This window comes from Caulobacter sp. BE264 (assembly GCF_031457805.1).
Taxonomy (GTDB): domain Bacteria; phylum Pseudomonadota; class Alphaproteobacteria; order Caulobacterales; family Caulobacteraceae; genus Caulobacter.
This window is the reverse complement of sequence record NZ_JAVDXI010000004.1, coordinates 154,857-175,691: the sequence shown is the minus strand read 5'-3', so window position 1 is coordinate 175,691 and position 20,835 is coordinate 154,857. Positions and strand designations below refer to the sequence as shown.

The 20,835-nt window shown below is 67.1% G+C and carries 18 protein-coding genes; 7 read left to right on the top strand and 11 right to left on the bottom strand.

Annotated features, from left to right (window positions below):
- Positions 1–3: 3 nt before the first annotated feature.
- The 5 genes from J2X45_RS11460 to J2X45_RS11440 form a co-directional block, all read right to left on the bottom strand.
- Complete coding sequence (locus J2X45_RS11460) at positions 4–1,533, bottom strand: cryptochrome/photolyase family protein (protein ID WP_310214737.1); 1,530 nt, start codon at positions 1,531–1,533, stop codon at positions 4–6.
- 12 nt (positions 1,534–1,545) lie between these two features.
- Positions 1,546–2,184, bottom strand: coding sequence for a ChrR family anti-sigma-E factor (locus J2X45_RS11455; protein WP_310214735.1), 639 nt, complete (start codon positions 2,182–2,184; stop codon positions 1,546–1,548).
- On the bottom strand, positions 2,181–2,792 hold the full coding sequence (locus tag J2X45_RS11450) for a sigma-70 family RNA polymerase sigma factor (protein ID WP_310215295.1): 612 nt from the start codon (positions 2,790–2,792) through the stop codon (positions 2,181–2,183). The genes J2X45_RS11455 and J2X45_RS11450 overlap by 4 nt, the downstream gene beginning before the upstream one ends.
- A gap of 78 nt (positions 2,793–2,870) precedes the next feature.
- On the bottom strand, positions 2,871–3,245 hold the full coding sequence (locus J2X45_RS11445) for a DUF6491 family protein (RefSeq protein WP_310214733.1): 375 nt from the start codon (positions 3,243–3,245) through the stop codon (positions 2,871–2,873).
- Between the two features lie 93 nt (positions 3,246–3,338).
- Entirely contained in the window at positions 3,339–4,640 is a 1,302-nt protein-coding gene (locus tag J2X45_RS11440; protein WP_310214730.1) for a DUF5690 family protein, read from the bottom strand.
- Positions 4,641–4,844: 204 nt separating this feature from the next.
- Between J2X45_RS11440 and J2X45_RS11435 the strand changes: the two genes are divergently transcribed.
- Positions 4,845–7,163 carry a PAS domain S-box protein gene (locus tag J2X45_RS11435; protein ID WP_310214728.1) on the top strand — a complete coding sequence of 773 codons (2,319 nt, stop codon included), beginning with the start codon at positions 4,845–4,847 and terminating at the stop codon, positions 7,161–7,163.
- Positions 7,164–7,232: 69 nt separating this feature from the next.
- On the opposite strand, the gene J2X45_RS11430 is transcribed toward J2X45_RS11435, so the two are convergent.
- Together J2X45_RS11430 and fdxA are read right to left on the bottom strand one after the other, a co-directional pair.
- The gene (locus J2X45_RS11430) at positions 7,233–7,736 is read right to left on the bottom strand and encodes a CarD family transcriptional regulator (protein ID WP_024265581.1); all 504 of its coding nucleotides are present in this window, start codon (positions 7,734–7,736) and stop codon (positions 7,233–7,235) included.
- Between the two features lie 348 nt (positions 7,737–8,084).
- Positions 8,085–8,426, bottom strand: coding sequence for a ferredoxin FdxA (fdxA, locus tag J2X45_RS11425; protein WP_096052358.1), 342 nt, complete (start codon positions 8,424–8,426; stop codon positions 8,085–8,087).
- Positions 8,427–8,690: 264 nt separating this feature from the next.
- Between fdxA and J2X45_RS11420 the strand changes: the two genes are divergently transcribed.
- On the top strand, positions 8,691–10,781 hold the full coding sequence (locus J2X45_RS11420) for an EAL domain-containing protein (RefSeq protein ID WP_310214724.1): 2,091 nt from the start codon (positions 8,691–8,693) through the stop codon (positions 10,779–10,781).
- A gap of 129 nt (positions 10,782–10,910) precedes the next feature.
- Here J2X45_RS11420 and J2X45_RS11415 read toward each other — a convergent pair whose 3' ends face one another.
- Complete coding sequence (locus J2X45_RS11415) at positions 10,911–11,207, bottom strand: RNA-binding S4 domain-containing protein (RefSeq protein ID WP_310214723.1); 297 nt, start codon at positions 11,205–11,207, stop codon at positions 10,911–10,913.
- Positions 11,204–13,771, bottom strand: coding sequence for a helicase-related protein (locus J2X45_RS11410; RefSeq protein ID WP_310214719.1), 2,568 nt, complete (start codon positions 13,769–13,771; stop codon positions 11,204–11,206). Before J2X45_RS11410 ends, J2X45_RS11415 begins: the two co-directional genes overlap by 4 nt.
- A 154-nt stretch (positions 13,772–13,925) precedes the next feature.
- Here J2X45_RS11410 and J2X45_RS11405 point away from each other — a divergent pair, with 154 nt between their 5' ends.
- Positions 13,926–15,800 (top strand): ATP-binding protein, encoded by a 1,875-nt coding sequence (locus tag J2X45_RS11405; protein WP_310214717.1) that lies wholly within the window; start codon positions 13,926–13,928, stop codon positions 15,798–15,800.
- A gap of 11 nt (positions 15,801–15,811) precedes the next feature.
- Here the strand turns inward: J2X45_RS11405 and J2X45_RS11400 are convergent, their stop codons facing one another.
- Positions 15,812–17,446 carry an amidohydrolase gene (locus J2X45_RS11400; RefSeq protein ID WP_310214714.1) on the bottom strand — a complete coding sequence of 545 codons (1,635 nt, stop codon included), beginning with the start codon at positions 17,444–17,446 and terminating at the stop codon, positions 15,812–15,814.
- 80 nt (positions 17,447–17,526) lie between these two features.
- Here J2X45_RS11400 and J2X45_RS11395 point away from each other — a divergent pair, with 80 nt between their 5' ends.
- Complete coding sequence (locus J2X45_RS11395; protein ID WP_310214712.1) at positions 17,527–18,099, top strand: methylated-DNA--[protein]-cysteine S-methyltransferase; 573 nt, start codon at positions 17,527–17,529, stop codon at positions 18,097–18,099.
- A 251-nt stretch (positions 18,100–18,350) separates the two neighbouring features.
- Here the strand turns inward: J2X45_RS11395 and J2X45_RS11390 are convergent, their stop codons facing one another.
- Complete coding sequence (locus J2X45_RS11390) at positions 18,351–18,848, bottom strand: DUF3617 family protein (protein ID WP_310214709.1); 498 nt, start codon at positions 18,846–18,848, stop codon at positions 18,351–18,353.
- Between the two features lie 265 nt (positions 18,849–19,113).
- Between J2X45_RS11390 and rpmB the strand changes: the two genes are divergently transcribed.
- The 3 genes from rpmB (at position 19,114) to J2X45_RS11375 (ending at position 20,780) form a co-directional block, all read left to right on the top strand.
- Positions 19,114–19,413, top strand: coding sequence for a 50S ribosomal protein L28 (rpmB, locus tag J2X45_RS11385; protein ID WP_010918547.1), 300 nt, complete (start codon positions 19,114–19,116; stop codon positions 19,411–19,413).
- Between the two features lie 656 nt (positions 19,414–20,069).
- On the top strand, positions 20,070–20,279 hold the full coding sequence (locus J2X45_RS11380; RefSeq protein ID WP_062099076.1) for a cold-shock protein: 210 nt from the start codon (positions 20,070–20,072) through the stop codon (positions 20,277–20,279).
- A gap of 141 nt (positions 20,280–20,420) precedes the next feature.
- Complete coding sequence (locus J2X45_RS11375; protein WP_310214707.1) at positions 20,421–20,780, top strand: DUF6481 family protein; 360 nt, start codon at positions 20,421–20,423, stop codon at positions 20,778–20,780.
- Positions 20,781–20,835: the final 55 nt, after the last annotated feature.

The following is a 20,835-nucleotide window of genomic DNA, read 5'->3' as shown; positions in this document are numbered from 1 at the left end:
CGTCTACCCCGTCACGCCCATCTTCGCGCGCAGCGCCTTGGCCTGCTTACGGAACGCCTCACGCTCGGCGTCGGGCGTCTTCTCCAGGGTCCGCAGCGGCATCATCATCCGGCCGTTGCCCGCCAGCCGCTTGGCGTGACGATCGATGAAGTCCCAGTAGAGGGCGTTGAACGGGCAGGCGTCGTCGCCGAGCCGCTTCTTCACGTCGTAGCGACAGCCTTTGCAGTAGTCGCTCATGCGGTCGATATAGGCCCCGCTGGCCGCATAGGGCTTGGAGCCGACAATGCCGCCGTCGGCGAAGGTGGCCATGCCGCGGGTGTTGGGCATCTCGACCCACTCATAGGCGTCGGCGAACACCACCATGTACCAGTCGTCCACCGCGTCGGGATGCACGCCCAGCAGCATGGCGAGGTTCCCGGTCACCATCAGCCGCTGGATGTGGTGGGCGTATGCGTAGTCATGGGCCGCGCGGACGGTGTCGGCCACGCAGGCCATGTCGGTCTGGCCGGTCCAGTAGAACCAGGGCAGCTTGCCTTCGGCGTCCAGGGCGTTGCGCTGGGCGTATTCGGGCATCTTCAGCCAGTAGATCCCGCGTACGAACTCGCGCCAGCCGATGATCTGGCGGATGAAGCCCTCGACCGCGTTCAGCGGCGCGCGGCCCTCGCGCCAGGCGGCCTCGGCGCGGCGGCAGATGTCGAGCGGGTCCAAGAGGCCGATATTCAGAGCCGGCGAGATCAGCGAGTGCCACAGGAACGGCCGCCGCCAGCTCATCGCGTCCTGCCAGTCGCCGAAGCTGGGCAGCATGTCGGCGATGAAGTGGTCGAGGATCGCGGTCGCCTCGTCCGGATTGGTCGGCCAGCCAAAGCCCTCGGTCGCGCCGAAATGGTCGTCGAAGCCGCGCGAGACCTGCTCCAGCACCGCCTGTGTCGTCGGGTTGGGCGGGATGCGCAGGCGCTCGGGCGGACGCAGGCCCGGCGGCAGCTTGCGGCGGTTCTCTGCGTCGAAGTTCCAGCGACCGCCCGCCGGCTGGTCGCCGTCCATCAGAAGGCCGGTCTTGCGGCGCATCTCGCGGTAGAAGAACTCCATCCGCAGCTCGCGCCGGCCCTCGGCCCAGGCGGCGAACTGGGCGCGCGAACACAGAAAGCGGTCGTCCTCGCGGGTCTCCATCGGGACGGGCAGGTCGAGGCTGAGGAGGTGGCTTTCCAACCCCCACTTGCCGCAGGCGGTGCGGACCACGCGGTCAAAGCCGCCGGCCTCCAGCGCGCGGCGCAGCTCGCCGCCGATCGAGCCGGTGTTGCCGGGGTCTTCCAGCGTCACATAGCGTACGTCGAAACCACGTGCGCGCAGGCGCTCGGCGAACTGGCGCATGGCCGACCAGACGAGAACGAGCTTCTGCTTGTGGTGCTTCCAGGCGGTGGCTTCGACCCGGCTCTCGACCATCAGCACCTGGTCGCGCGACAGGTCAGCGTCCGCCAGGGCCGAAAGGTTGTCGGACAGCTGGTCGCCCAGCACCAGACGCAGGGCGCCAGCCATGTCGAAAACGTTCTAGAGCTTGACGAAAGGCGCGAGCAGCTTGCCCAGACGACCCGGCAGCTGGATCTGGCCGTCCAAGGCCGCCACGCACAGGCACGGCTTGCTGGAGACCACGCGCGGCTGGTGCAGCACGCTGGGATCGGCCTCCTCGAAGTCGCCTTCGCCGAACACGCCGTCCTCGGTCTCGTAGGCGCCCTCGATCACGCAGGTCAGCTCGACGCCGCCATGGGTGTGGCGCGGCGTGGACTGGCCCGGCGCGATCTTCAGCAAGATGACGCGGCAGTCGCCGTCGCGCGGGCCCAGCACGTCGCGCACCCGCACGCCGGGACCCAGCCAGCGCCAGGGGCCCAGCTCGAAGCCGCGCAGCGGGGCGGGCAGGGTGGGGTCGGTCTTGTCCAGGCGCACCGTCGGTTCCCGGGGCGCGGGCGCATCCAAGAGGGCCAGGGTCTTGTCCAGCGCGCCAGCGTCCAGGGCGCTGGGCTCCTGATCCTCCAGCACGCCGCCGCCGACGGCTTGGGCCAGATCGGCCCAGGCGCGGGTCTGCGGACGCAGCGCCAGGTGCGTGGCCACAACCACGGCCTCGGGCGCGCTCAGGGTGCCGGCGCCAAAGGCCAGCAGGCGCTCTTCACTGGGTTGACGACGCAGGCTCACGACGCGGCCCCCGCCTCGCGCTCGATAAACGCGCGCAGTTTCATCATGCCAAAGCGGATACGCGCCTTGACCGTACCGAGCGGCACGCCCAAGGCCTCCGAAATCTGACTGTGGGTCTGTTCCTGGAAGAAAGCCATTTCGATTGCTTGGGACTGGTCGGGATTGAGGGTCTGCATCGCGGAGCGGACGATCTGGGCGTCCTGCATGCCGCTGAGGATCGCATCGGGTTGAGGGGGCTCTTCAGCGCCAAGATTGAGGTCCACGGCATAAAGAGCTGAGGAGCCGCGCCGCAGGCTGTCGATGCGCAGGTTGCGGGCGATGGTGAAGATCCAGGCCGCCGCCGAGGCGCGCTTAGGATCGAAATAGTGGGCCTTGCGCCAGACGGCGAGCATGACCTCCTGGGCCAGCTCCTCGGCTGCGGACGGGGTGGAGCCGCTGCGCACCAGAAGGGTCTTCACCCGGGGGGCGTAGTGCGCGAACAACTCGGCGAACGCGGCGCGGTCCTGCGTCTGCGCGATCCGCGTAATCAACGCGCCGCCGTCGCACTGAGCAGCGTTCACGCGTGCGCCGCCACGAGTTCGAGTTTCTGCATGTCCTGTCGCATACATGCCCTTTATACGCAGGCTCGACCGGAACGGATGACTCAAGTTCCGCGTTGGCGATGTTTTTTTGTGGGGGTCACATGGTCAGCGCTTGCCGCGCCTGGCCTGGATCCCCTCGGGCGTCAGCTTGCGTATCTGGGTGACCGGATAGCGCTGGGGCGCGCCGAAATCGCTGGGCACGATGATCGTGGCGTCCATCCCGGCGCACACCCACGATCCGCCCCGCGCCTGGATGCCCAGATTCATCGTCCAGTCGATGTCGGGCGATGGGGCGAACAGGGTCAGACGATAGACGTTGCGGGGGCTGACCGAGACGTCGACGGTGCGATCGTCGACGACGTTGAAGCCGTTGACGTCCGAGGCGCGGAAGCAGGCGCGTTCGGCTTTGGGTTCCGCCGCCTGGCTCGGCCCGGCGACCAGCAACGCGCAGAGCGCGGCGGATACGGTCAGGATACGCATGGCGTTCACTCCAAAAGGGGCCCCGGCCAATACAGTCTGGCCTCGGAGCGTGGCCGCCTCAAGGCATGACCCGCACGGAGCTGACGGTCCGCGTTAGAGCGTCTTGAGCAGGCGGTTGGCGAAAAACACCCCGATCAGGCCAAGGCCGCAGGCCAGGTACGCGCCATTGGCCAGGAACTGGGCCCAGGCGATGTCGAGCTTGGCGAACGACTTCACCAGCAGCAGCGAAATGCTGCCGATATAGCCGAACGAGTCGGCGACATAGATCAGGAAGCCTGCGGTGCCGATCTTGCCCGTGGCGGCGATCATGCGGTCGAACAGCATGGCGTTGAACGGCGTGTAGCCCATGTAGAGGCCCGCTCCGGCCAGCACCATCCACCAGACCGGGCCCAGGAGCTGCATCTGGAAGGCCAGGGTCGAGGCGCCCAGCAGCGCAAAGCCCAGGGCGACGAAGCCGAGATTGAACGCCACCGCCCGGCGGTTGTCCTTGACCCCCATCAGGGCGGCCAAGCCGATCAGCACGATCGCCGCGACGGGCAGCTCGGACAGGGTGAAGATCGCGGCGGCGTTCTTGAAGCCCAGCTCGGCCCAGATCTCGGCCGAGAAGTTGTCGCGGAAATCGCGCAGGGCCGTCAGGACCATATAGACCGCGATCAGCAGGATCAGGGCGGGAGCGTGGGCGGCGAACAGGGCCGCGCGGTCCTTGGCGTTCATCGGGGCGCGCTTGACCCGCTCGGCCTCGTCGGCGGGAGTCGGTGGGGGCAGTTGCGCCAGAGCCAGCACCGCCACCAGCATCAGCGGCGCGAAGATCAGGCCCGAGACGAACGGCATCCAGGTCTCGCCGACGCCCGCCAGCAGAAGCATCTTGCCGACGGACTTGGCCACGCCCGACGACAGGATGAAGCTGGCGCACAGCATCGCGCCCAACACCTCGGTCAGGCGTCGCCCCTCCAGGAAGCCGAACACCAGGCCCCAGATCATGCCCAGGCACAGGCCGTTGAGGTACATCGCCATCGGCGCGATCACCGTGGGCAGGGTTCCAAACAGCAGCAGCGCCATCTCGGCGCCGAAGATCAGGGTCAGGATCGTCGCAGCGCGCCGGCCGGCGGGCATCTCGGAGATCACCTTGACGCCGATGAACTTGGCGGTGGCGTAGCCGGCGACCTGGGCGATCACGAGGGCGATCTTGAAGTCGAAGGCGAACGGCCAGCCGTCCGGCTGCGCGTACGCGGCGGCCGTGAACGGCTTGCGGTAGCCGAACATGGCGAAATAGACCGCGAACGACGCCAAGCCTCCGTAAAGCGCGAACAGCCAGGGCGGCGCGGAGGCGAGAAAACGCGTGACGCGGCCGCCTGCGGCGAGAGTCTCGCCCGGCGTTGAGGTCAATCGTGTCATGATGCCTTGCCCTCGCCCTCAATCAAGCTTGAGCTAGCCCGCTTCAAGCCGGCGGGGCAATCACGTTCAATCTCACTCCAGGGCAAATATATCGCGTGAATAAAATGAGGTATTCGATCCTTTGTCTGCCTCGGATCCGCGGCACATTGTCGCAATTATAAAGTCTAGTGATGTTGTTGAGGAATTCGGCGCGATGAACGGATTATGTCGACGCCGTTCTCGCATGATATGGACGCCTTGAAGGCGAGTGAGGCCTTTTTTCGTCTTCTGACGGAGAAGGCGGGTGACGTAATCAGCCGTCACAGCCTGTCGGGGGCTGACCATTATGTTTCTCCTGCAGTCGAGCGCGTCATAGGTTGGACGGCTGCGGAGATCCTCGAGGCGGGTTTTCAGGCGTTCTACCATCCCGACGACGTCCAAAAAATCACTGACGCCTATCTCATGATGCGCGGCGGCGCGGCGGATTGCAGCCTGAGGTTCCGTGCTCGCGCCAAGGGAGGGGAACACAGGTGGCTGGAAAGTCACCTGACTCTTCTGAGGGATGACGCCGACGTTCCTTATGAGGTTATCGCGGTGACGCGCGATATCAGCGAGCGAATGAGGCTTGAGGACGAGGCGCGGCAATCGCGAGCAGCCCAACAGCGAGCGATGCTTGCGGAGCGTGTGGCGGAGGTCGCATACTGGCGCGTCGACCTTCTGACGAACGAGGTCTACCTCTCGCCCCGTTTTCGCGAGATTTATGGCTGGTCGGATGACGAGCCAGTTTCGCTCGGCGCCGTCCTCAGTCGCTTCCATCCTGATGATCGCCCCAGCGCGCGTGCGTGGGTCGCCCAGCACCTGGAGCGCCGCCAACCCTCGCGAAACCGGATGGACCGTATTGTCACGCTTGATGGCCGGGTACGGCACATCGTCGGCAGTTTCGAGTTCGATCTCAATGAAGCTGGTTCTCCGGTCGCGATGTCTGGGACCACAGTCGACGTGACAGACCTGGTCGCCGCCCAACAGAGCTTGGCCAAGACCGAGTCGCGGTTCCAGGATCTGGCCAAGGCCACCCGCGATATCGTCATCGAGGTGGACCGGCGCGGAAACATCCTTTTTGTCAGCGCGGCCGTCGAACCGGTGCTGGGCTATGCCGAGGGCGAGCTGCTGGGGCGCAAGGCCGCAAAGCTCACCCATCCCGACGATCTGCCCGAGCTGGTGCGCGCGTTCGGCGAGGCCCTGGCCGATCCCGAGGGCCTGCCGCCCGTTCTCGAGGCGCGCGCCCTGCACAAGGACGGCCACTGGGTCTGGCTGCAGGGCCGCCCTGTTATCAACCGGACTGCGGGGCGGATCGAAGGCGTCATCCGGGACATCACCGTGTACAAACAAGCCCGCGACGAGTTGGCCGCCGAGCAGGCAAGGGCCGAGCAGGCGCTGGAGGCCCGGTCCGCCTTCCTGGCCAACATGAGCCACGAACTGCGGACGCCGCTCACGGCGGTGATCGGGTTCGCCGCCCTGGTCGAAGGACTCGATGATCTGCCGGAACAGGCGCGCGACTATGTCGGGCGGATCTCCACGGCGGGCAAGGCGCTGCTGTCGGTCATCAACGACGTCCTGGAGATGTCGAAGCTGGAAACGGGGCAGGTGCAGGCGCAGCTGGCGCCCTGCGCCCTGGCGCCGCTCGTGGACGACACGGTCCGGATGTTCGCCCTGCACGCGGCCGAGAAGAGCCTTCAGATCGGCGTGCGCATGGTTGATCCGCCGCCACGCGTCTTGATGATCGATCCCGACCGCGTGCGGCAGGTGCTGATCAACCTGATCGGCAACGCCATCCGCTACACTGACAGCGGCTCAATCACGGTCGAGGTGATCTGGCGCGGCGAGCTGGAAGAGCTGTTCGTGGCCGTCAAGGACACCGGCATCGGCATCGATCCGGCCGATCAGGCGCACCTCTTCAAGCGCTTCTCCCAGATCGAGTCCTCGCGCGCCCGTTCGCGCGGGGGCTCGGGCCTGGGTCTTGTCATCAGCAAAGGGCTGGTCGAGGCCATGGGCGGTCGGATCGGCGCCAGCAGCAAGCCGGGCGAAGGCAGCACCTTCTGGTTTGCGATTCCCGCCTCGGCGCCGTTGCGGGATGAAGAGGCCGGCCCGGAGCCAGGGCCCTTGTTCGAGCCGGTGCGCTCTGGCGGACGCATCCTGCTGGCTGATGACAACGCGCTCAATCGCGAGATGACGCGGGCGATCCTCGGGGTGTTCGACGCCGAGGTGGTCGAGGCGCGCGATGGTCAGCAGGCGGTCGAGGCTGCGCGCGAACAGGCCTTCGACCTGATCCTGATGGATATCCGCATGCCCGTGCTGGACGGGCTGGACGCCACCCGCGCCATCCGCGCCGAGCCGGGCCCCAACCAGGGCGCGCCGATCCTGGCCTTCTCAGCCGACATGGACTTCCAGCTGTCCGACATCTTTGACGGTCTGGTGCGCAAGCCGATCACCGCCGCCCAGCTGATCCAGGCGGTGGCGGGGGCGCAGCGTTCGGTGGCGAGCTGAGGTCAGTCCAAACAAAAACGCCCCCCGCTCAGCGGAGGGCGTCTTCGATGTCTTCGGTAGAGCCTAGCCTTAAGCGGCCTTGACCAGCGACTTGGTCAGGATGCCGATGGCGGCTTCGCGGTCGATGCGCTCGATGGCGGCGACTTCGCGGGCCATGCGGTCCAGGGCCGACTCATACAGCTGACGCTCCGAGTAGGACTGTTCCGGCTGGTTCTCGGCGCGGTGCAGGTCGCGGACCACTTCGGCGATCGAGATCAGGTCGCCCGAGTTGATCTTGGCTTCGTATTCCTGGGCGCGGCGCGACCACATGGTGCGCTTCACGCGGGCGCGGCCCTTCAGGGTGGTCAGGGCCTGGCTGACCGTGCCGCCTTCGGCCAGCGGACGCAGACCGGCCGTCTTGGCCTTCTTGGTCGGGACGCGCAGGGTCATTTTTTCGTGGTCGAAGGTGATGACGTAAACCTCGAGCGACATGCCGGCCACTTCCTGGGTCTCGATCGCCTGAATGCTGCCCACGCCGTGCGCGGGATAAACGACGTGATCGCCGACCGAGAATTCCAGACCAGTCTTGCTCATGTTCGTCCTCTTCAATACGGACCCGCGGGGTCCGAACGCCGTCATTCCCAAACCAAAAGCGACAGGTTCCCACTCCGCGGAATACGGGACGCGGGGCTATGCCTGTCAGGATTTGGAATAGACCTCTAAGACACCCTTCGCCTTCGATCGGGCGGGCCGCTTCAAATGGGTTTTCTGAAACGGCTTCTTCGACAAGACGGACCGTCGCGAACGAGCGCGGCTGTCACGTCGTCGAAGACAATAGCATAAAATTAAGCCCCTTGAAAGGGTTGCGTCCGAGCGCGCGGAGAGACGCCGTCAAGCTTTCGCGCGGCGGTCAGGCTCGGGGCTTGAGAAATCGCGTTGAGATCAGGAGCCCTTGCCGGGCTTTTCGCTGAAGTACTTCTCGTACTTGCCCGTCTCGCGCTCGAAATCCTCGCGGTCGGCGGGCGGCTCGCCCTTGACCGTGATGTTCGGCCAGACCTTGGCGTAGTCGGCGTTGATCTTCAGCCACTTGCCGTCGGCCTCGTCCTCGGTGTCGGGCTTGATCGCGTCGACCGGGCACTCCGGTTCGCAGACGCCGCAGTCGATGCATTCGTCCGGATTGATGACGAGGAAGTTCTCGCCCTCGTAGAAGCAATCGACCGGACACACCTCCACGCAGTCCATGAACTTGCAGCGGACGCAGGCGTCGGTGACGATGTAGGTCATCGAAAACTCGGTTGAGAGCGGGCGGAGTTCGGCGGGCGCGTTTTCGAAGTCTGGCGGCCGCTTGTCAATGCGGCTTCCTCCCGTATTGGCTCAGGAATTCTGATCCACTCGCCAGAGCGCGCGCATTTCTGAGGCTGTGGCCAGCTTGCGCCATGCCGTCCCCGCGACATTCGGTTACCCCGGCGAAAACCATTTCTTATTGAACGAACGGAATTATGCCGCTCGGGAAACGCCCAATAAAAACAACGTCGGGAATCCGACTTTATGAAGATTGAAGCCTTGGCTGTCCGACGAGACGTGAAGGTCGAAGACGGTAACCGCGCCCTGGGGAGGGCGCGTGCGCGTGCGTTCGGCGAGTTCATCAGAGAAATTCCCTTCGCTGCGGCGTTGCTGGATCGTGACCTGACACTGATCGCGGTGAGCCGTGATTGGGCGGGACAAGGCATCGCGCCGGGGCTCTTGATTGGCGCCGATGCGACCGCCGGTGGCCTCGTGGCGTCTGAAGACGCGGCCGCCCTGCAGGCCTGCGCCGAGGAGGGGCTGGCCTTCTCGCGCTATCTGCCGGTGACGGACGAGGCGGGGGTCGAGCGGGTCTGGCGCACCGAGTTCAGCGCCTGCCGCGACGGCGAGGAGACCTATGCGGTGATGGTCACCGCCCGCGACGTCACCGGCTACGCCGAAAGCGTTCTGCGCGCCGAGCGTGATCGCCAGCGCCTGACCATGGCGCTGGAGCTCGATGATCTGCTGGTCCGCGAATACGACCTGCGCACCCGGCAGACCTTCTTTTCGGGCCACGCGCCCGAGCTGCAGAAGTACTGCACGTTCAAGGACGACCCGCTCGAGATCGTTCACCCCGAGGACCACCAGCGCTGCGCCGATCTGGTCGCTAGCCGCAAGGTGGGCGAGGCGAAGGTCTTCGAGTTCAAGCTCAAGCGCGACGACGGCGTCGAGACCTGGGTGCGTTCGGTCGGCAAGGTGTTCGTCGGCCAGGACGGCCAGCCCGAAAAGCTGGTCAACCTGTTCAAGGACATCACCGATCGCCGTCGCCAGACCGAGGCGATCGAGACCCTGGCCTTCAAGGATCCGCTGACCGGCCTGCCCAATCGGACCCTTTTCCAGCACCGCTTCCAGGAAGCGGTGTCGGCGTCAGAGACGCTAGGCGAGATGTTCGGCCTGATTATGATCGACGTCGATCACTTCAAGGACATCAACGACACCCTGGGCCACGACGCCGGCGATGCTTTGCTCAAGCGCCTGGCGGGCATGCTGCAGCACGCCTTCCGCGCCGGCGACACGGTGGCGCGCCTGGGCGGCGACGAGTTCGCGGTGATCCTGCGGGGGCTGCACAGCGAGAGCGACATGATCCGGCCGATCGAGGCGCTGCAGGACCTGTTGCGGCGTCCGATCCAGCACGGCGGGCGCAGTTTCACCGCCAGCGCCAGCATCGGCGCGGCCCTGCACGGCGATCCGGACGCCGATCCGGCCCACATGATCAAGAACGCCGACATCGCCCTCTATCGGGCCAAGGAGGCGGGACGAAACCGCAGCATTGTCTTTGAACCGTCGATGCGGTCCGAGGTGGAGCAGCGCCTGGAACTGCTGCGCGACGTCCGCGCCGCCCTCACCGAGAACGAATTCACCCTCTACTACCAGCCCGTGGTCGACATTCGTGAGAACCGGGTCGCCGGTTTCGAAGCTCTGATGCGTTGGGCGCATCCCGAGCAGGGCGTGCTGACCCCGGCGCGTTTCATGGCGGCGTTCGAGGATCAGGACCTTTCACTGAAGCTGGGCGACGTGGCCTTCGAGGCGGCGTTGAAGCAGATGCGGGCCTGGCTGGACGAAGGGGTCGAGTTCGGGCGCGTCGCCGTCAACATCAGCTCGGCCCAGTTCCGCTCGGGACGTCTGGCCGAGGAGATCCAGGAGCGCCTCGCCCGCTGGAACGTGCCTTGCGAGCGGCTGACCATCGAGGTGACCGAGAACGTCTATATGGGCTGGGGATCGGACCTGGTCAGCGACACGGTGCGCCGCCTGCACGAGGCGGGCGTGATGATCGCTCTGGACGATTTCGGCACCGGCTACGCCAGCCTGGCCAACCTGCGTCAGTTCCCGATCGACCGCCTGAAGATCGACAAGTCCTTCGTCCAGAACGGCGAGGACGAGGCGATCGTGAAGGCCGTCATCACTCTAGGCACGTCCATGGGCATGAAGGTGGTGGCCGAGGGCGTCGAGGACGCCGAACAGCTGCAAGCCTTGGCCAGTTATGGCTGCGACCAGATCCAGGGCTACCACTTCGGCAAGCCGATGCCGGCCGGTGAGGTGGCGGGGTTCCTGAAGGGGTTTGGCGGAGTTGACTAAGATGCTCCCCCGCGTTGCGGGGGAGCTGTCGCGGAGCGACTGAGGGGGCTAATGCGGCATAGGTCAAGCTCGCCCCCTCCGGCCCTCTGGGCCACCTCCCCCGCAGCGCGGGGGAGGAACTAGTAGGTCCTAACCCTCCACCGCCTCGTACAGCCCCCGCGCCTCCGACGCCGGGCCCCGGCGTTCGCCGCAGTCGAGAACGCGGACGGCGATCACCCGGCCGGCCAGGCCGAACACCAGCACGTCGCTGGGCTTGAGCGTGCGCGAGGGCTTGTCGATCCGGCTTTCGGTCCCGGCGCGGGTCAGGCGGATGCGGCCTTCCTCGACGAACCGGGCGGCCAGCGAGCGGGTCTTGAAGAACCGCGCCCGCCACAGCCAGACATCGGCCCGCACCGCGTCGTTGATCGCGTCGTCGTGTGTGGTCATGAAGCGGCCTGCTTCGGCGCCTTGGCCGCCGCCGGCTTGCGGCGACGCGGCTTCTTCCGGCGCGCAGGCGCAGGCGGCGGCTCGGTCAGCTTGGCGAGCGCCGCGAACGGCGAGTCGGGACGCGCCTTGACCGGCTTCTGTTCCAGCTTCTCGGCGCCACGACGTTTCCAGACGATCGGCTGGTCGGGCTTGGCGCGGATGGCGGGCGTGTAGTCGAGCGCGCGCAGCACGGCGGCGGCTTGTTTGTCGGTCCAGCTAAGATCGGCGAGGGCCGCCTCGGTCAAGACGACGCCCCCGTGCTGCTGGGCGGCGCGGAGCAGGGCGTCCAGCTTTTCCAGCTGCTCCACCGGGATGCTGAAGCCGGCGACCGCGCGCAGGCCGCTGGCCGACAGCGCGCGCGCGCTGGGCTCGGGCGTGGGGAGTTTCTCCAGCGTGGTCAGGGCGCCACGCCAGCCGGCCGGGTTCAGGGCCCGCGCGCAGGCGATCGCCTCGGCCTTAAGGACGCCCGGGCAGAACAGGCTGAACGCCCCGATCCTCACGCCCAGGCTCTTTAATGTGCGGCGTTCGCCCTGGCTCAGCGCCTTCAACTCCGGATCGACCGGCCGCTTATCGAGCACCCCGCCGGCCTCCAGCAGCCGGTGGGCGATCCCGCGCGGCAGGCCGCGAAGCTCGCCGCCGGCCAGCGCCCGCTCAAGTTTGCGCAGCGGCGCAAGGTGCCGGTCGACTTCGCCGGCCAGAAAGGCGTCCAGCCGCCGCTCGGCCCGTTCGCGCACGGCGGCGGGGCCAAGGTCACCCAACAGGCGGGCGCGCGGGGAGAGCAGGGGCTGGTCGCGGCGCACCGCGCCCGCCACCTCGCCACGCCAAAGGATCGCGCCGTCCGGCGTCAGGGCGAAGGCGTCGTCGGCCTCGCTGGCCAGCAGGCCCAGGCGCCGGGCGATCTCGGGGCCGACCGCCCGCTGGGCGGCGTTGCGCAGGGCCTTTTCCTCCAGCGGCGAGGCGCCCTTGGCCGGGGTGAAGGCCACGCCCGACAGGTGGCCGACCACATGGCCCTCGACCGTCACTTCACCGTCCTGACCCACGCCGGCGTAGAGGGTCTCGCGCTCGCCCAGTTGCTTGAGCAGCACACTGGTGCGCCGGTCGATGAACCGGGCCATCAGCTTCTCGTGCAGGGTGTCGCTGATCCGGTCCTCCAGCTGGCGGGTCAGGCCCTGCCAGTGGGCGGGATTGGCCACCCAGTCGGGACGGTTGGCGATGTAGCTGAGCGTGCGCACGCCCGACAGGCGCGCGGCCAGGCTGTCGATCTCGCCGTCGGTGCGGTCCAAGGCCTTGAACTGCGCCCCCACCCAATCCTCCGGCAGGCGCTTGCGGCCGGTGGTCAGGTCGTCGAACAGGGTCCGCGCCATGCGCTGGTGGTCGTCGTCGGTGGTCTTGCGGAAGTCCGGCGTCTGGCAGACCTCCCACAGGCGGATCAGCGCAGAGCGGTCGGCCTTGCAGCGCTTGATGACATCTTCCTGCTGGGCCAGGGCCCGCAGGGTGCGCTCGTCCAGCGCTTCGTCCGAAAGCTTGAGAGCGCCGCGTCCGGGCGTCTCGGACAGTGACCGCAGCAGGCCGGGCAGCGAGCCGAAATCAAGCTTGGCGTTGCGCCACTCGGCCTGGGTGATCGGCTCGAAGGTGTGGCTCTCGACGGCCTCCACGAGGTCCTCGTCGATCTCCTCGCAGTCGCCGGTGACGCCAAAGGTGCCGTCGCGCGTGTAGCGGCCCGCCCGCCCGGCGATCTGGCCCACCTCCTGCGGATAGAGCCAGCGCGTGCGCTTGCCGTCGAACTTTCGCAGGCCCGCGAAGGCCACGTGGTCGACGTCCATGTTCAGGCCCATGCCGATGGCGTCGGTGGCCACCAGGAAGTCGACCTCGCCGGACTGGTAGAGGGCCACCTGCGCGTTGCGGGTGCGGGGCGAGAGGCTGCCCATGACCACGGCCGCTCCACCTCTTTGACGCCGGATCAGCTCGGCGATGGCGTAGACCGCATCGGTGGAGAAGGCGACGATCGCCGTACGCCGAGGCAGGCGGGTCAGCTTCTTGGAGCCGGCGTAGGAGAGGTTCGAGAACCGCTCGCGGCTGACGATCTCGGCGTCGGGCAGAAGGCGGCGCACGAGCGGGGCCATGGTCCCCGCGCCCAGGAACATGGTCTCGAACTTTCCGCGCGCGTGCAGCAGGCGGTGCGTGAAGATATGGCCGCGCTCGGGATCGGCGCACAGCTGGATCTCGTCGACGGCCAGGAACTCGACCTCGCGGCCCAGCGGCATGGCCTCGACCGTGCAGACGAAATAGGCCGCTCGCGCCGGGACGATCTTTTCCTCGCCGGTGATCAAAGCAACGGCGGCCTTGCCGCGCAGCTTGACGATGCGGTCATAGATTTCGCGCGCCAGAAGGCGCAGCGGCAGGCCGATCATGCCCGAGGCGTGACCCAGCATCCGCTCGACAGCCAGGTGCGTCTTGCCGGTGTTGGTGGGGCCCAGGACCGCGGTCAGCTTCGAAGGGGCCAGGCCGGTCGAACGGTCACTCATGAGCCGAAGGTGGGGCGGGAATCGACATGGGGCAAGCGCTGCGGCGACGCAAGGCCGCCCGCGACCTGTCGTCGCACCCGATCAGAGTACACCTTTTCGTTCTGCCTTATCGGCAACACAGTTCAACTTGGTCCTCCACACGGGATTCCAGCGAATGACCACAGGCGCTAACGCCGACTCTTCGCCGAGCGGCAAACGCCGTCTCGAGACGCAGATCGTCGGCGTGGCGTTGCTGTCGACGATCGTCGCGCTTCTCGCCGCCTTCTCGGTCTATCAGTGGCGGAACTGGCGGGTCGACCGCGAGGCCTTGGCGCAGGAAACCCTGGTTCTGGCCGACGCCCTGGCGCGTTCGGCCCACGCCCATGTGGCGCGCGAGGAGGTCGCGGCGGTTGACACCATCCGGGAGCTGATCGCCGCCAGCGATCGAAAGATCGCGGTGACCTACGCCCCAGCCCAAGGGCGCGAGATCCGTTTCGCCAGCCAGGGCGCCACGTTCGGGCCGCCGGCGGTCAAGCCGGTGACGGCGCCGGAGTTCCGTTATCGCGGCGTCCAGCTCGAGGCCTTCGCGCCCATCCGTGTGGACGGCGAACAGGTCGGCGCCATCGCGGTGCTGGTTGACGGACAGGACCTGCTGGTCTCGCGCTTCGTCAACATCGCCATCGCCCTCCTGCTCTCCGCAGCGGCCCTGGCGGGCGCTGGCCTGATGGCCCGGCGGCTGACGCGCCAGGCTTTGGCGCCGCTCAGCGCGCTGGTCGAGGCGGTCGATCAGGCCGCCACCTCCAAGGATTTCAGCGCCCGGGTCCCCGTGGCGCGCCGCGACGAACTGGGCCTGCTGACCGAGCGCTTCAATCGCCTGCTGGCGACGCTGGAGGCCTATGACGCCGATCGCCAGACGGCGTTGCACGAGGCGACGCTGGCGCGGGAGGCGGCGGAGAACGCCAATCGCCTGAAGGAACGGTTCCTGGCCAATATGAGCCATGAACTGCGCACGCCGCTCAATGGCGTCCTGGGGATGAGCCAGTCGCTGCTGCGCGAGCCGATGGTGCCGTCCCAGCGCGAACGGGTCGAGCTGATCGTGAGCTCGGGCTCGGTTCTGCTGATGCTGCTCAACGAGATCCTCGATCTCTCGGACCTTGAGCGCGGCGCCATCCGGCTGGAGAACAAGTCTTTCGACCTCGCCACGACCATCGGCGAAGCGTGCGATGCGGCCGTCCTGATGGCCGAGGACAAGGGCGTCGCGCTGCAGATCGAGGTCGACGCCGAGGCCGAGGGGCGCTGGATGGGCGACGCGCGGCGCCTGCACCAGATCCTCTATCATCTGGTCGCCAACGCCCTGAAGTTCACCGCAGCCGGGCAGGTGCGCGTGACGGCGTCGGCCAAGGCGGGCGAGCTCATCCTGTCGGTCGCCGACACGGGCATGGGGATAGACGCCGAGGCGCTGCCGCGTCTGTTCGAGGCCTTCACCCAGGTTGACGACGCCTCGACGCGGGCCTTCGGCGGCGCCGGGATCGGGCTGAGCGTTTGCCACCGTCTGGTGGGCCTGATGGGCGGCCGGCTGGAGGTCGAGAGCCAGATGGGCCAGGGCAGCCTGTTCACCGTCATCCTGCCGATGAACCGCGACCGGGCGAGCGAGCGCGCGATCAGCCAGGACCAGATGCTGCGCGTGCTGGTGGCCGAGGACAACGAGGCCAATCAACGGGTCGTGCGGACGGTCCTGAACGCGCTCGGCATCGATCCGGTGATCGTGGCCGATGGCGAGGCGGTGGTGCGGGCCTGGCGCACCGGCGCTTGGGATCTGGTGCTGATGGACATCCAGATGCCGCTGAAGAACGGCGTCGACGCCACACTGGAAATCCGTCGCCTCGAGGCCGAGCGCGGCCTTCCCGCCACGCGGATCGTCGCCCTGACCGCCAACGCCATGCCCCACCAGATCGAGACCTACCACGCCGCCGGCATGGACGGCGTGGTGCAGAAGCCGATCATGATCGCCGATCTGCAGGCCGCGCTGGTGGGCGACCGCGCCGCCTGATCAGCGGACGGCTACTTCTCGAACACCACCTTGCCGTTCACCACCGTCAGCACCGGCTGGGCGGTGAGGATCGCCTTGGGCTCCACCGTCATGAGGTCGCGGTCAAAGACGGTGACGTCGGCCTTCTTGCCGACCTCCAGGGTGCCCAGCTCCTTTTCGCGGAACACGGCGTAGGCCGGCGCCAGGGTCAGCATCTTCAGCGCTTCCGCCCGGCTGACGGCCTGGTCGAGATGCCAGTCCTCGTTGGCGAAGCCGTCCAGGCTGTGGCGATAGATGGCGGCGTAGAACTCGATGCGCGGGTCGCCGACCTCCACGGGCGCGTCCGAGCCTGCCGCCACCACGACGCCGGCCTTCAGGAAGTCGCTCCAGCGATAGCCCTCGTGCAGGCGCGCCTTGCCCAGGCGCGCGGGGGCGAAGAAGAGGTCGCCGATGGCGTGGCTGGGCTGCATCGAGGCGATGACGCCCAGCTTGGCGAAGCGCGGGACGTCGGTGTCGGCGACGATCTGCGAATGCTCGTTGCGCCAGCGCGCGGCCTTGGCGTCTGCGCCCAGGCTCTGCTCGAACCAGTCCAGCACCAGGCGGTTGCCGCGATCGCCAATGGCGTGCATGGCGACCTGAGCCCCGGCGGCCTTGGCCCGCTTCATCAGAGCCAGACCTTGCTCAGGCTGGGTCAGCTGCAGGCCCAGGGTGTCGGCGTCGCTGTAGGGCTCCAGCAGGGCCGCGCCGCGCGAGCCCAGGGCGCCGTCCATGTAGAGCTTGATCCCGCGCACGCGGATCAGGCCTGTGGCGTCGGTCTGCGGCCCCTTGGTCAGCACCTCCTCGGCGCCGCTGGGATCCATGTAGTTGTCGATGCGGATGTGGAAGCGGCCTTGGGCGGCCTCGTCGCGCAGCAGGGCCAGGTCGTCGGCCATGACGCTCATATTGGCCATGCCGGTCCAGCCGCGCGCGGCGTAGATCTGGCTGGCCTTGCGCAGGGCTTCACGCTTGAGGGCCTCGTTCGGCGGCGGAATGACCGCGCGGACCAGGGACTGGGCGTGGTCGATCAGCATGCCGTCGGGCTGGCCGTCGGGACCTTTGAGGATGTCGCCGCCGGGGGGCGAGACCGTGGCGGCGGTGATCCCCGCCTTGGCGAGGGCCGCGCTGGAGGCGACGCTGGCGTGGCCGTCCGAGCGGCCCAGCACGATGATCCGCCCTGGCGCGGCGGCGTCGAGGTCGGCCTTGGTCGGGAAGCGCTTCTCGGGCCAGTGGGTCTCGATCCAGCCCCGTCCATAGATCGCGCCTTCGGGATGAGCGGCGGCGTAGGCCTTCACCGTGGCGACGAGGTCGGCCAGGGACTTGGTCTGGTCGAGATTCAAGGTCAGCTCGCGCAGGCCGATCCCGGTCAGATGAGCGTGGGCGTCGACGAAGCCCGGATAGGCGGCGGCGCCTTTCAGGTCGATGGCGCGGACATCCTTGGCGGCCTTGGCCTTGGCGGCGGCCAGCGGGCCGACGAACAGGATCCTGTCGTCGCGGATCAGCACCGCCTCGGCCTTGGGCGCGGCCTCGACGCCCGTATGGATCGGCCCGCCATGGATCAGGAGGTCGCCGGCCTGGGCCGTGGTCAAAGAGGTCGCGGCCAGCAGGGCGGCGAGAACAAGGCGGCGCACGGGCGGTCTCCAAACAGCAAGATCTGGAAAACGTACGGCGGCCGCCTGCCAAGTCGCAACAGGCCTGCTAGCTTTTGCCCATGACCACGCAGGGTTTCGCCCTTTTCGACACCGTGATCGGCCGCTGCGGCCTCGCCTGGGGCGCTGGCGGCCTGATTGGCGTGCAGTTGCCCGAGGCCACGCCCGGCGCGGCCTGGGCGCGGCTGCGCAAGCGCTTTCCCGACGCCGTCGAGACCGAGCCGCCGCCCGAGATCGAAACCGTCATAGACCGCATCCGCGACCTCCTGGCCGGCGGGCGCGATGACCTCGCCGATGTCGTCCTGGACGTGGAGGGGCAGAGCGCCTTCAACCTGCGGGTCTACGCCATCGCCCGGGCCATTCCGCCGGGCGAGACCTCGACCTATGGCGAGGTGGCCCGCGCCATGGGCGAACCCGGCGCCGCCCGCGCTGTCGGCAAGGCCCTGGGCGAGAACCCCTGGCCGATCGTCGTGCCCTGCCATCGGGTGCTGGGCTCGTCGGGCGGCATGGGCGGCTTCTCAGCGCCGGGCGGCTCGACGACCAAGGCCCGGCTGTTGACGATCGAGAAGGCCAAGACCAGCGCCGCGCCGACACTGTTTGATCTGGAGTTCTCGGTCGCCCCGCCGAGGGGGTAGGGGGCTTTGAGCCTGGGCGGACCGACGCCAACGGCCCAACAAGATCCCTCTCTCGAAGAGAGAGGGATTCGTGAACGGCTCCACCCCTCCCGGAAACCGCTGACAACCGCTTAACGCGTGCTAACGCTTCGCCGAACAGGGGCGAAACGAATCAGGACCGAATCGGCGACGTTCGCCAATTCGGTGTTTGTTCCCTACTATCTGTTGTAGCTTAAACCGCATTAACCACAAATCGGTTTCCGCGCGGCGGGCTATTTGGCCGCGGTCTGATCCGGCGGGCAGTCGGCCGACAGGCGCTTAGCGGTCATGGTGCCGGCCAGCGGCAGGCCGTTGATGGTCTTGATGTTGATGTTCAGCTTGAAGCGGTCGGGCGTGTAGCTGCCCTCGGCGGTCACCGGCGCGACGCGGTCCTTCTTGTCGGTCCACGAGCCCTTGAGCCGGATCTTGCCGTTCTGGACCACATTGGTGGTGTAGTCGCAGCGGTACTTGCGGGTGCAGATGCCGCGCGAGAACTGCTCGACATCGGCCGGCTTCAGGCAGCGGGTCTCGCTGCCGGCCGGGATCGGTCCGATCCTGTAGTCGTACTCCCAGTGACCGGGGAGAATCGTCGTCTTGCTGCTCGCGGGGGCCGCCGCCGGGGTCGCGACGCGACTCGCCGCGCTGGCCATCGGCGGGGCCAGGCTGAATCCGGCCACGGCGACGCCGGCGGCGAGGGCCAGGGCGGAGGCGGCGAGGGTGGTCGAACGCATGGGGCGGGTCTCCTTCAGGCGACTTCTATATAGGGCGCCAGATGAACCGTGCTTGAAGGCGGCGCGGGCGGGTGGGGTTCCTTCGCAATCGCAAAAGCCGACCCGCCCGACAAACCCAGACCAGCCTTGACTCAAGGGCGGGCCTTCGCCTATATCGCCCGCTCTCGCGCGGCCGGCTCGTTCGGTTCGCGTGTCCGAATTCATATCTTAGCGGGCCAGGCTCTTCTCAAGAGGGCGGGGCTTCGCCCAAGCCAAGGTAACCACCATGTCGCGCCGTTGCGAACTTACCGGTATCGGTCCGATGGTCGGCCACAATGTGAGCCACTCGAACATCAAGACCAAGCGCCGCTTCCTGCCGGCCCTGTCGCCCGCCACGCTCCAGTCGGAGTCGCTGGGCCAGAGCTTCAAGCTGCGCATCAGCAACGCGGCTCTGCGCACGCTCGACTTCAAGGGCGGCCTGGACACCTTCCTGCTGGGCGCCAAGGACGAGCAGCTGTCGCCGCGCGCCCTGAAGATCAAGGCCCAGGTGAAGGCCAAGGCCAAGGCCGCCGCTCAGGCCGCCTAAGGCTTCCAGCCCTTCAAGGCTGACGAGTTCAAAGCCCGCCAGGAGTAATCCTGGCGGGTTTTTCATCGTGGGGGCGGCAAGCGCGCAGGAGGGTCTCGGCGTGTGAAGACTCAGATCCCCCCCCCCCCCCCCCCTTTGATGGGGGAGTATAGGGTGGGGTGACGCAGTGGTGGACGCCGCGCGCAGACTCTGTCGACAGGTCCGCCTCCCCCATCCCCGCCCCTTCTTGCCCTATCAGGCGGGGATTCTTCCCCGTCCTAAGGCGTCCATCGCCAGGAGCAGCGCGGCTGGCTTGTCCTCGCCGACGACCTCCAAGGCTGCGCCCTTGTCGCCCTGCGTGGCGAAGAAAACTCGCGTGAACGCAGGCCGCAATTTCAATTGCAAATACTGATATATTTCGCGCTGTTGAATGAAATTTCGCTAGAAAATTCGCATCGTAAGTTGAAAAATACTCGTCAAAATTTTCGCCATTAAAACAAAAGATTTGCGCAAAACTTATTTATAGGTCAATATTGCTTTATTGAATATCGCACTGGCTCGGTTGCTCTCCACGCTTGTTCTTCGGATCGGGCTTCGAGCCTGCCAAGAACCTCTCCGACAATTTGATCGCAGGGCCTGCTTGAGGCCTCGCGTCCCCACATCTGAAAGATACAAACATGGCTACCGGCACCGTGAAGTGGTTCAACGCCGCCAAGGGCTTTGGCTTCATTCAACCCAGCGATGGCGGCGCGGATGCGTTCGTCCATATCTCAGCCGTCGAGCGCTCTGGCCTGGGTTCGATTGATGAAGGTCAGAAGCTCAACTACGAGCTCGAACGCGACCAACGCAGCGGCAAGATGTCCGCCGGGCAGTTGTCCGCAGCGTAACGAAAGAGGGCCGGTCAGCACACGCTGCCGGCCCTTTTCTCTCTTCAGGCTCACGGGCGTCTTCATCTGCCCGGGTGAGCGCCAGCCCACGCTGGCTCCGCCGCAGACAGGCAAGCCTGCCCTCAAGCCGCTGAAGGTTTCATGATCCCCACCTACGACACAAAATTCTCCAAGCGCCTCGAAACGGCGGCGGCCGCCAAGGCGCTGCTGGTCACCAAGCTACGCCCCAAGGCGGCGGTGACCGACCCGTTGTTTGCGCAGCGTGACGCCATGCGGGCTGAACAACTCAACGCGGTCCGGGCGACGCGCCTGCAGACACGCGCGAACGCCAAGCAGGCGATCGCCGACGCGCAAGACGCCGCCGTGCAAGCCCAGGCCGCCGTCGATGCCGACGCTCTGGCCGCCAAGCGCGGCGCCCGCAAGGAGGGCAAGGCGCTCAGCGCCGCCGAGGCCAAGGCCAAGCGAGACGCCAAGTACGCTGCGCGCCAAGCCCGTCGCTAACCCCGCCGCCGAGGCGGCCCAGATCTCGGAAGCGCGCTTGCGCGCAACCCAGGGC

Bases quoted from the DNA above. Each gene is read 5' to 3' on its own strand.
- J2X45_RS11460 (WP_310214737.1), bottom strand. From the start codon at position 1,533: ATGGCTGGCGCCCTGCGTCTGGTGCTGGGCGACCAGCTGTCCGACAAC.
- J2X45_RS11450 (WP_310215295.1), bottom strand. From the start codon at position 2,792: ATGTATGCGACAGGACATGCAGAAACTCGAACTCGTGGCGGCGCACGC.
- J2X45_RS11445 (WP_310214733.1), bottom strand. From the start codon at position 3,245: ATGCGTATCCTGACCGTATCCGCCGCGCTCTGCGCGTTGCTGGTCGCC.
- J2X45_RS11440 (WP_310214730.1), bottom strand. From the start codon at position 4,640: ATGACACGATTGACCTCAACGCCGGGCGAGACTCTCGCCGCAGGCGGC.
- J2X45_RS11435 (WP_310214728.1), top strand. From the start codon at position 4,845: ATGTCGACGCCGTTCTCGCATGATATGGACGCCTTGAAGGCGAGTGAG.
- J2X45_RS11430 (WP_024265581.1), bottom strand. From the start codon at position 7,736: ATGAGCAAGACTGGTCTGGAATTCTCGGTCGGCGATCACGTCGTTTAT.
- fdxA (WP_096052358.1), bottom strand. From the start codon at position 8,426: ATGACCTACATCGTCACCGACGCCTGCGTCCGCTGCAAGTTCATGGAC.
- J2X45_RS11420 (WP_310214724.1), top strand. From the start codon at position 8,691: ATGAAGATTGAAGCCTTGGCTGTCCGACGAGACGTGAAGGTCGAAGAC.
- J2X45_RS11415 (WP_310214723.1), bottom strand. From the start codon at position 11,207: ATGACCACACACGACGACGCGATCAACGACGCGGTGCGGGCCGATGTC.
- J2X45_RS11410 (WP_310214719.1), bottom strand. From the start codon at position 13,771: ATGAGTGACCGTTCGACCGGCCTGGCCCCTTCGAAGCTGACCGCGGTC.
- J2X45_RS11405 (WP_310214717.1), top strand. From the start codon at position 13,926: ATGACCACAGGCGCTAACGCCGACTCTTCGCCGAGCGGCAAACGCCGT.
- J2X45_RS11395 (WP_310214712.1), top strand. From the start codon at position 17,527: ATGACCACGCAGGGTTTCGCCCTTTTCGACACCGTGATCGGCCGCTGC.
- J2X45_RS11390 (WP_310214709.1), bottom strand. From the start codon at position 18,848: ATGCGTTCGACCACCCTCGCCGCCTCCGCCCTGGCCCTCGCCGCCGGC.
- rpmB (WP_010918547.1), top strand. From the start codon at position 19,114: ATGTCGCGCCGTTGCGAACTTACCGGTATCGGTCCGATGGTCGGCCAC.
- J2X45_RS11380 (WP_062099076.1), top strand. From the start codon at position 20,070: ATGGCTACCGGCACCGTGAAGTGGTTCAACGCCGCCAAGGGCTTTGGC.
- J2X45_RS11375 (WP_310214707.1), top strand. From the start codon at position 20,421: ATGATCCCCACCTACGACACAAAATTCTCCAAGCGCCTCGAAACGGCG.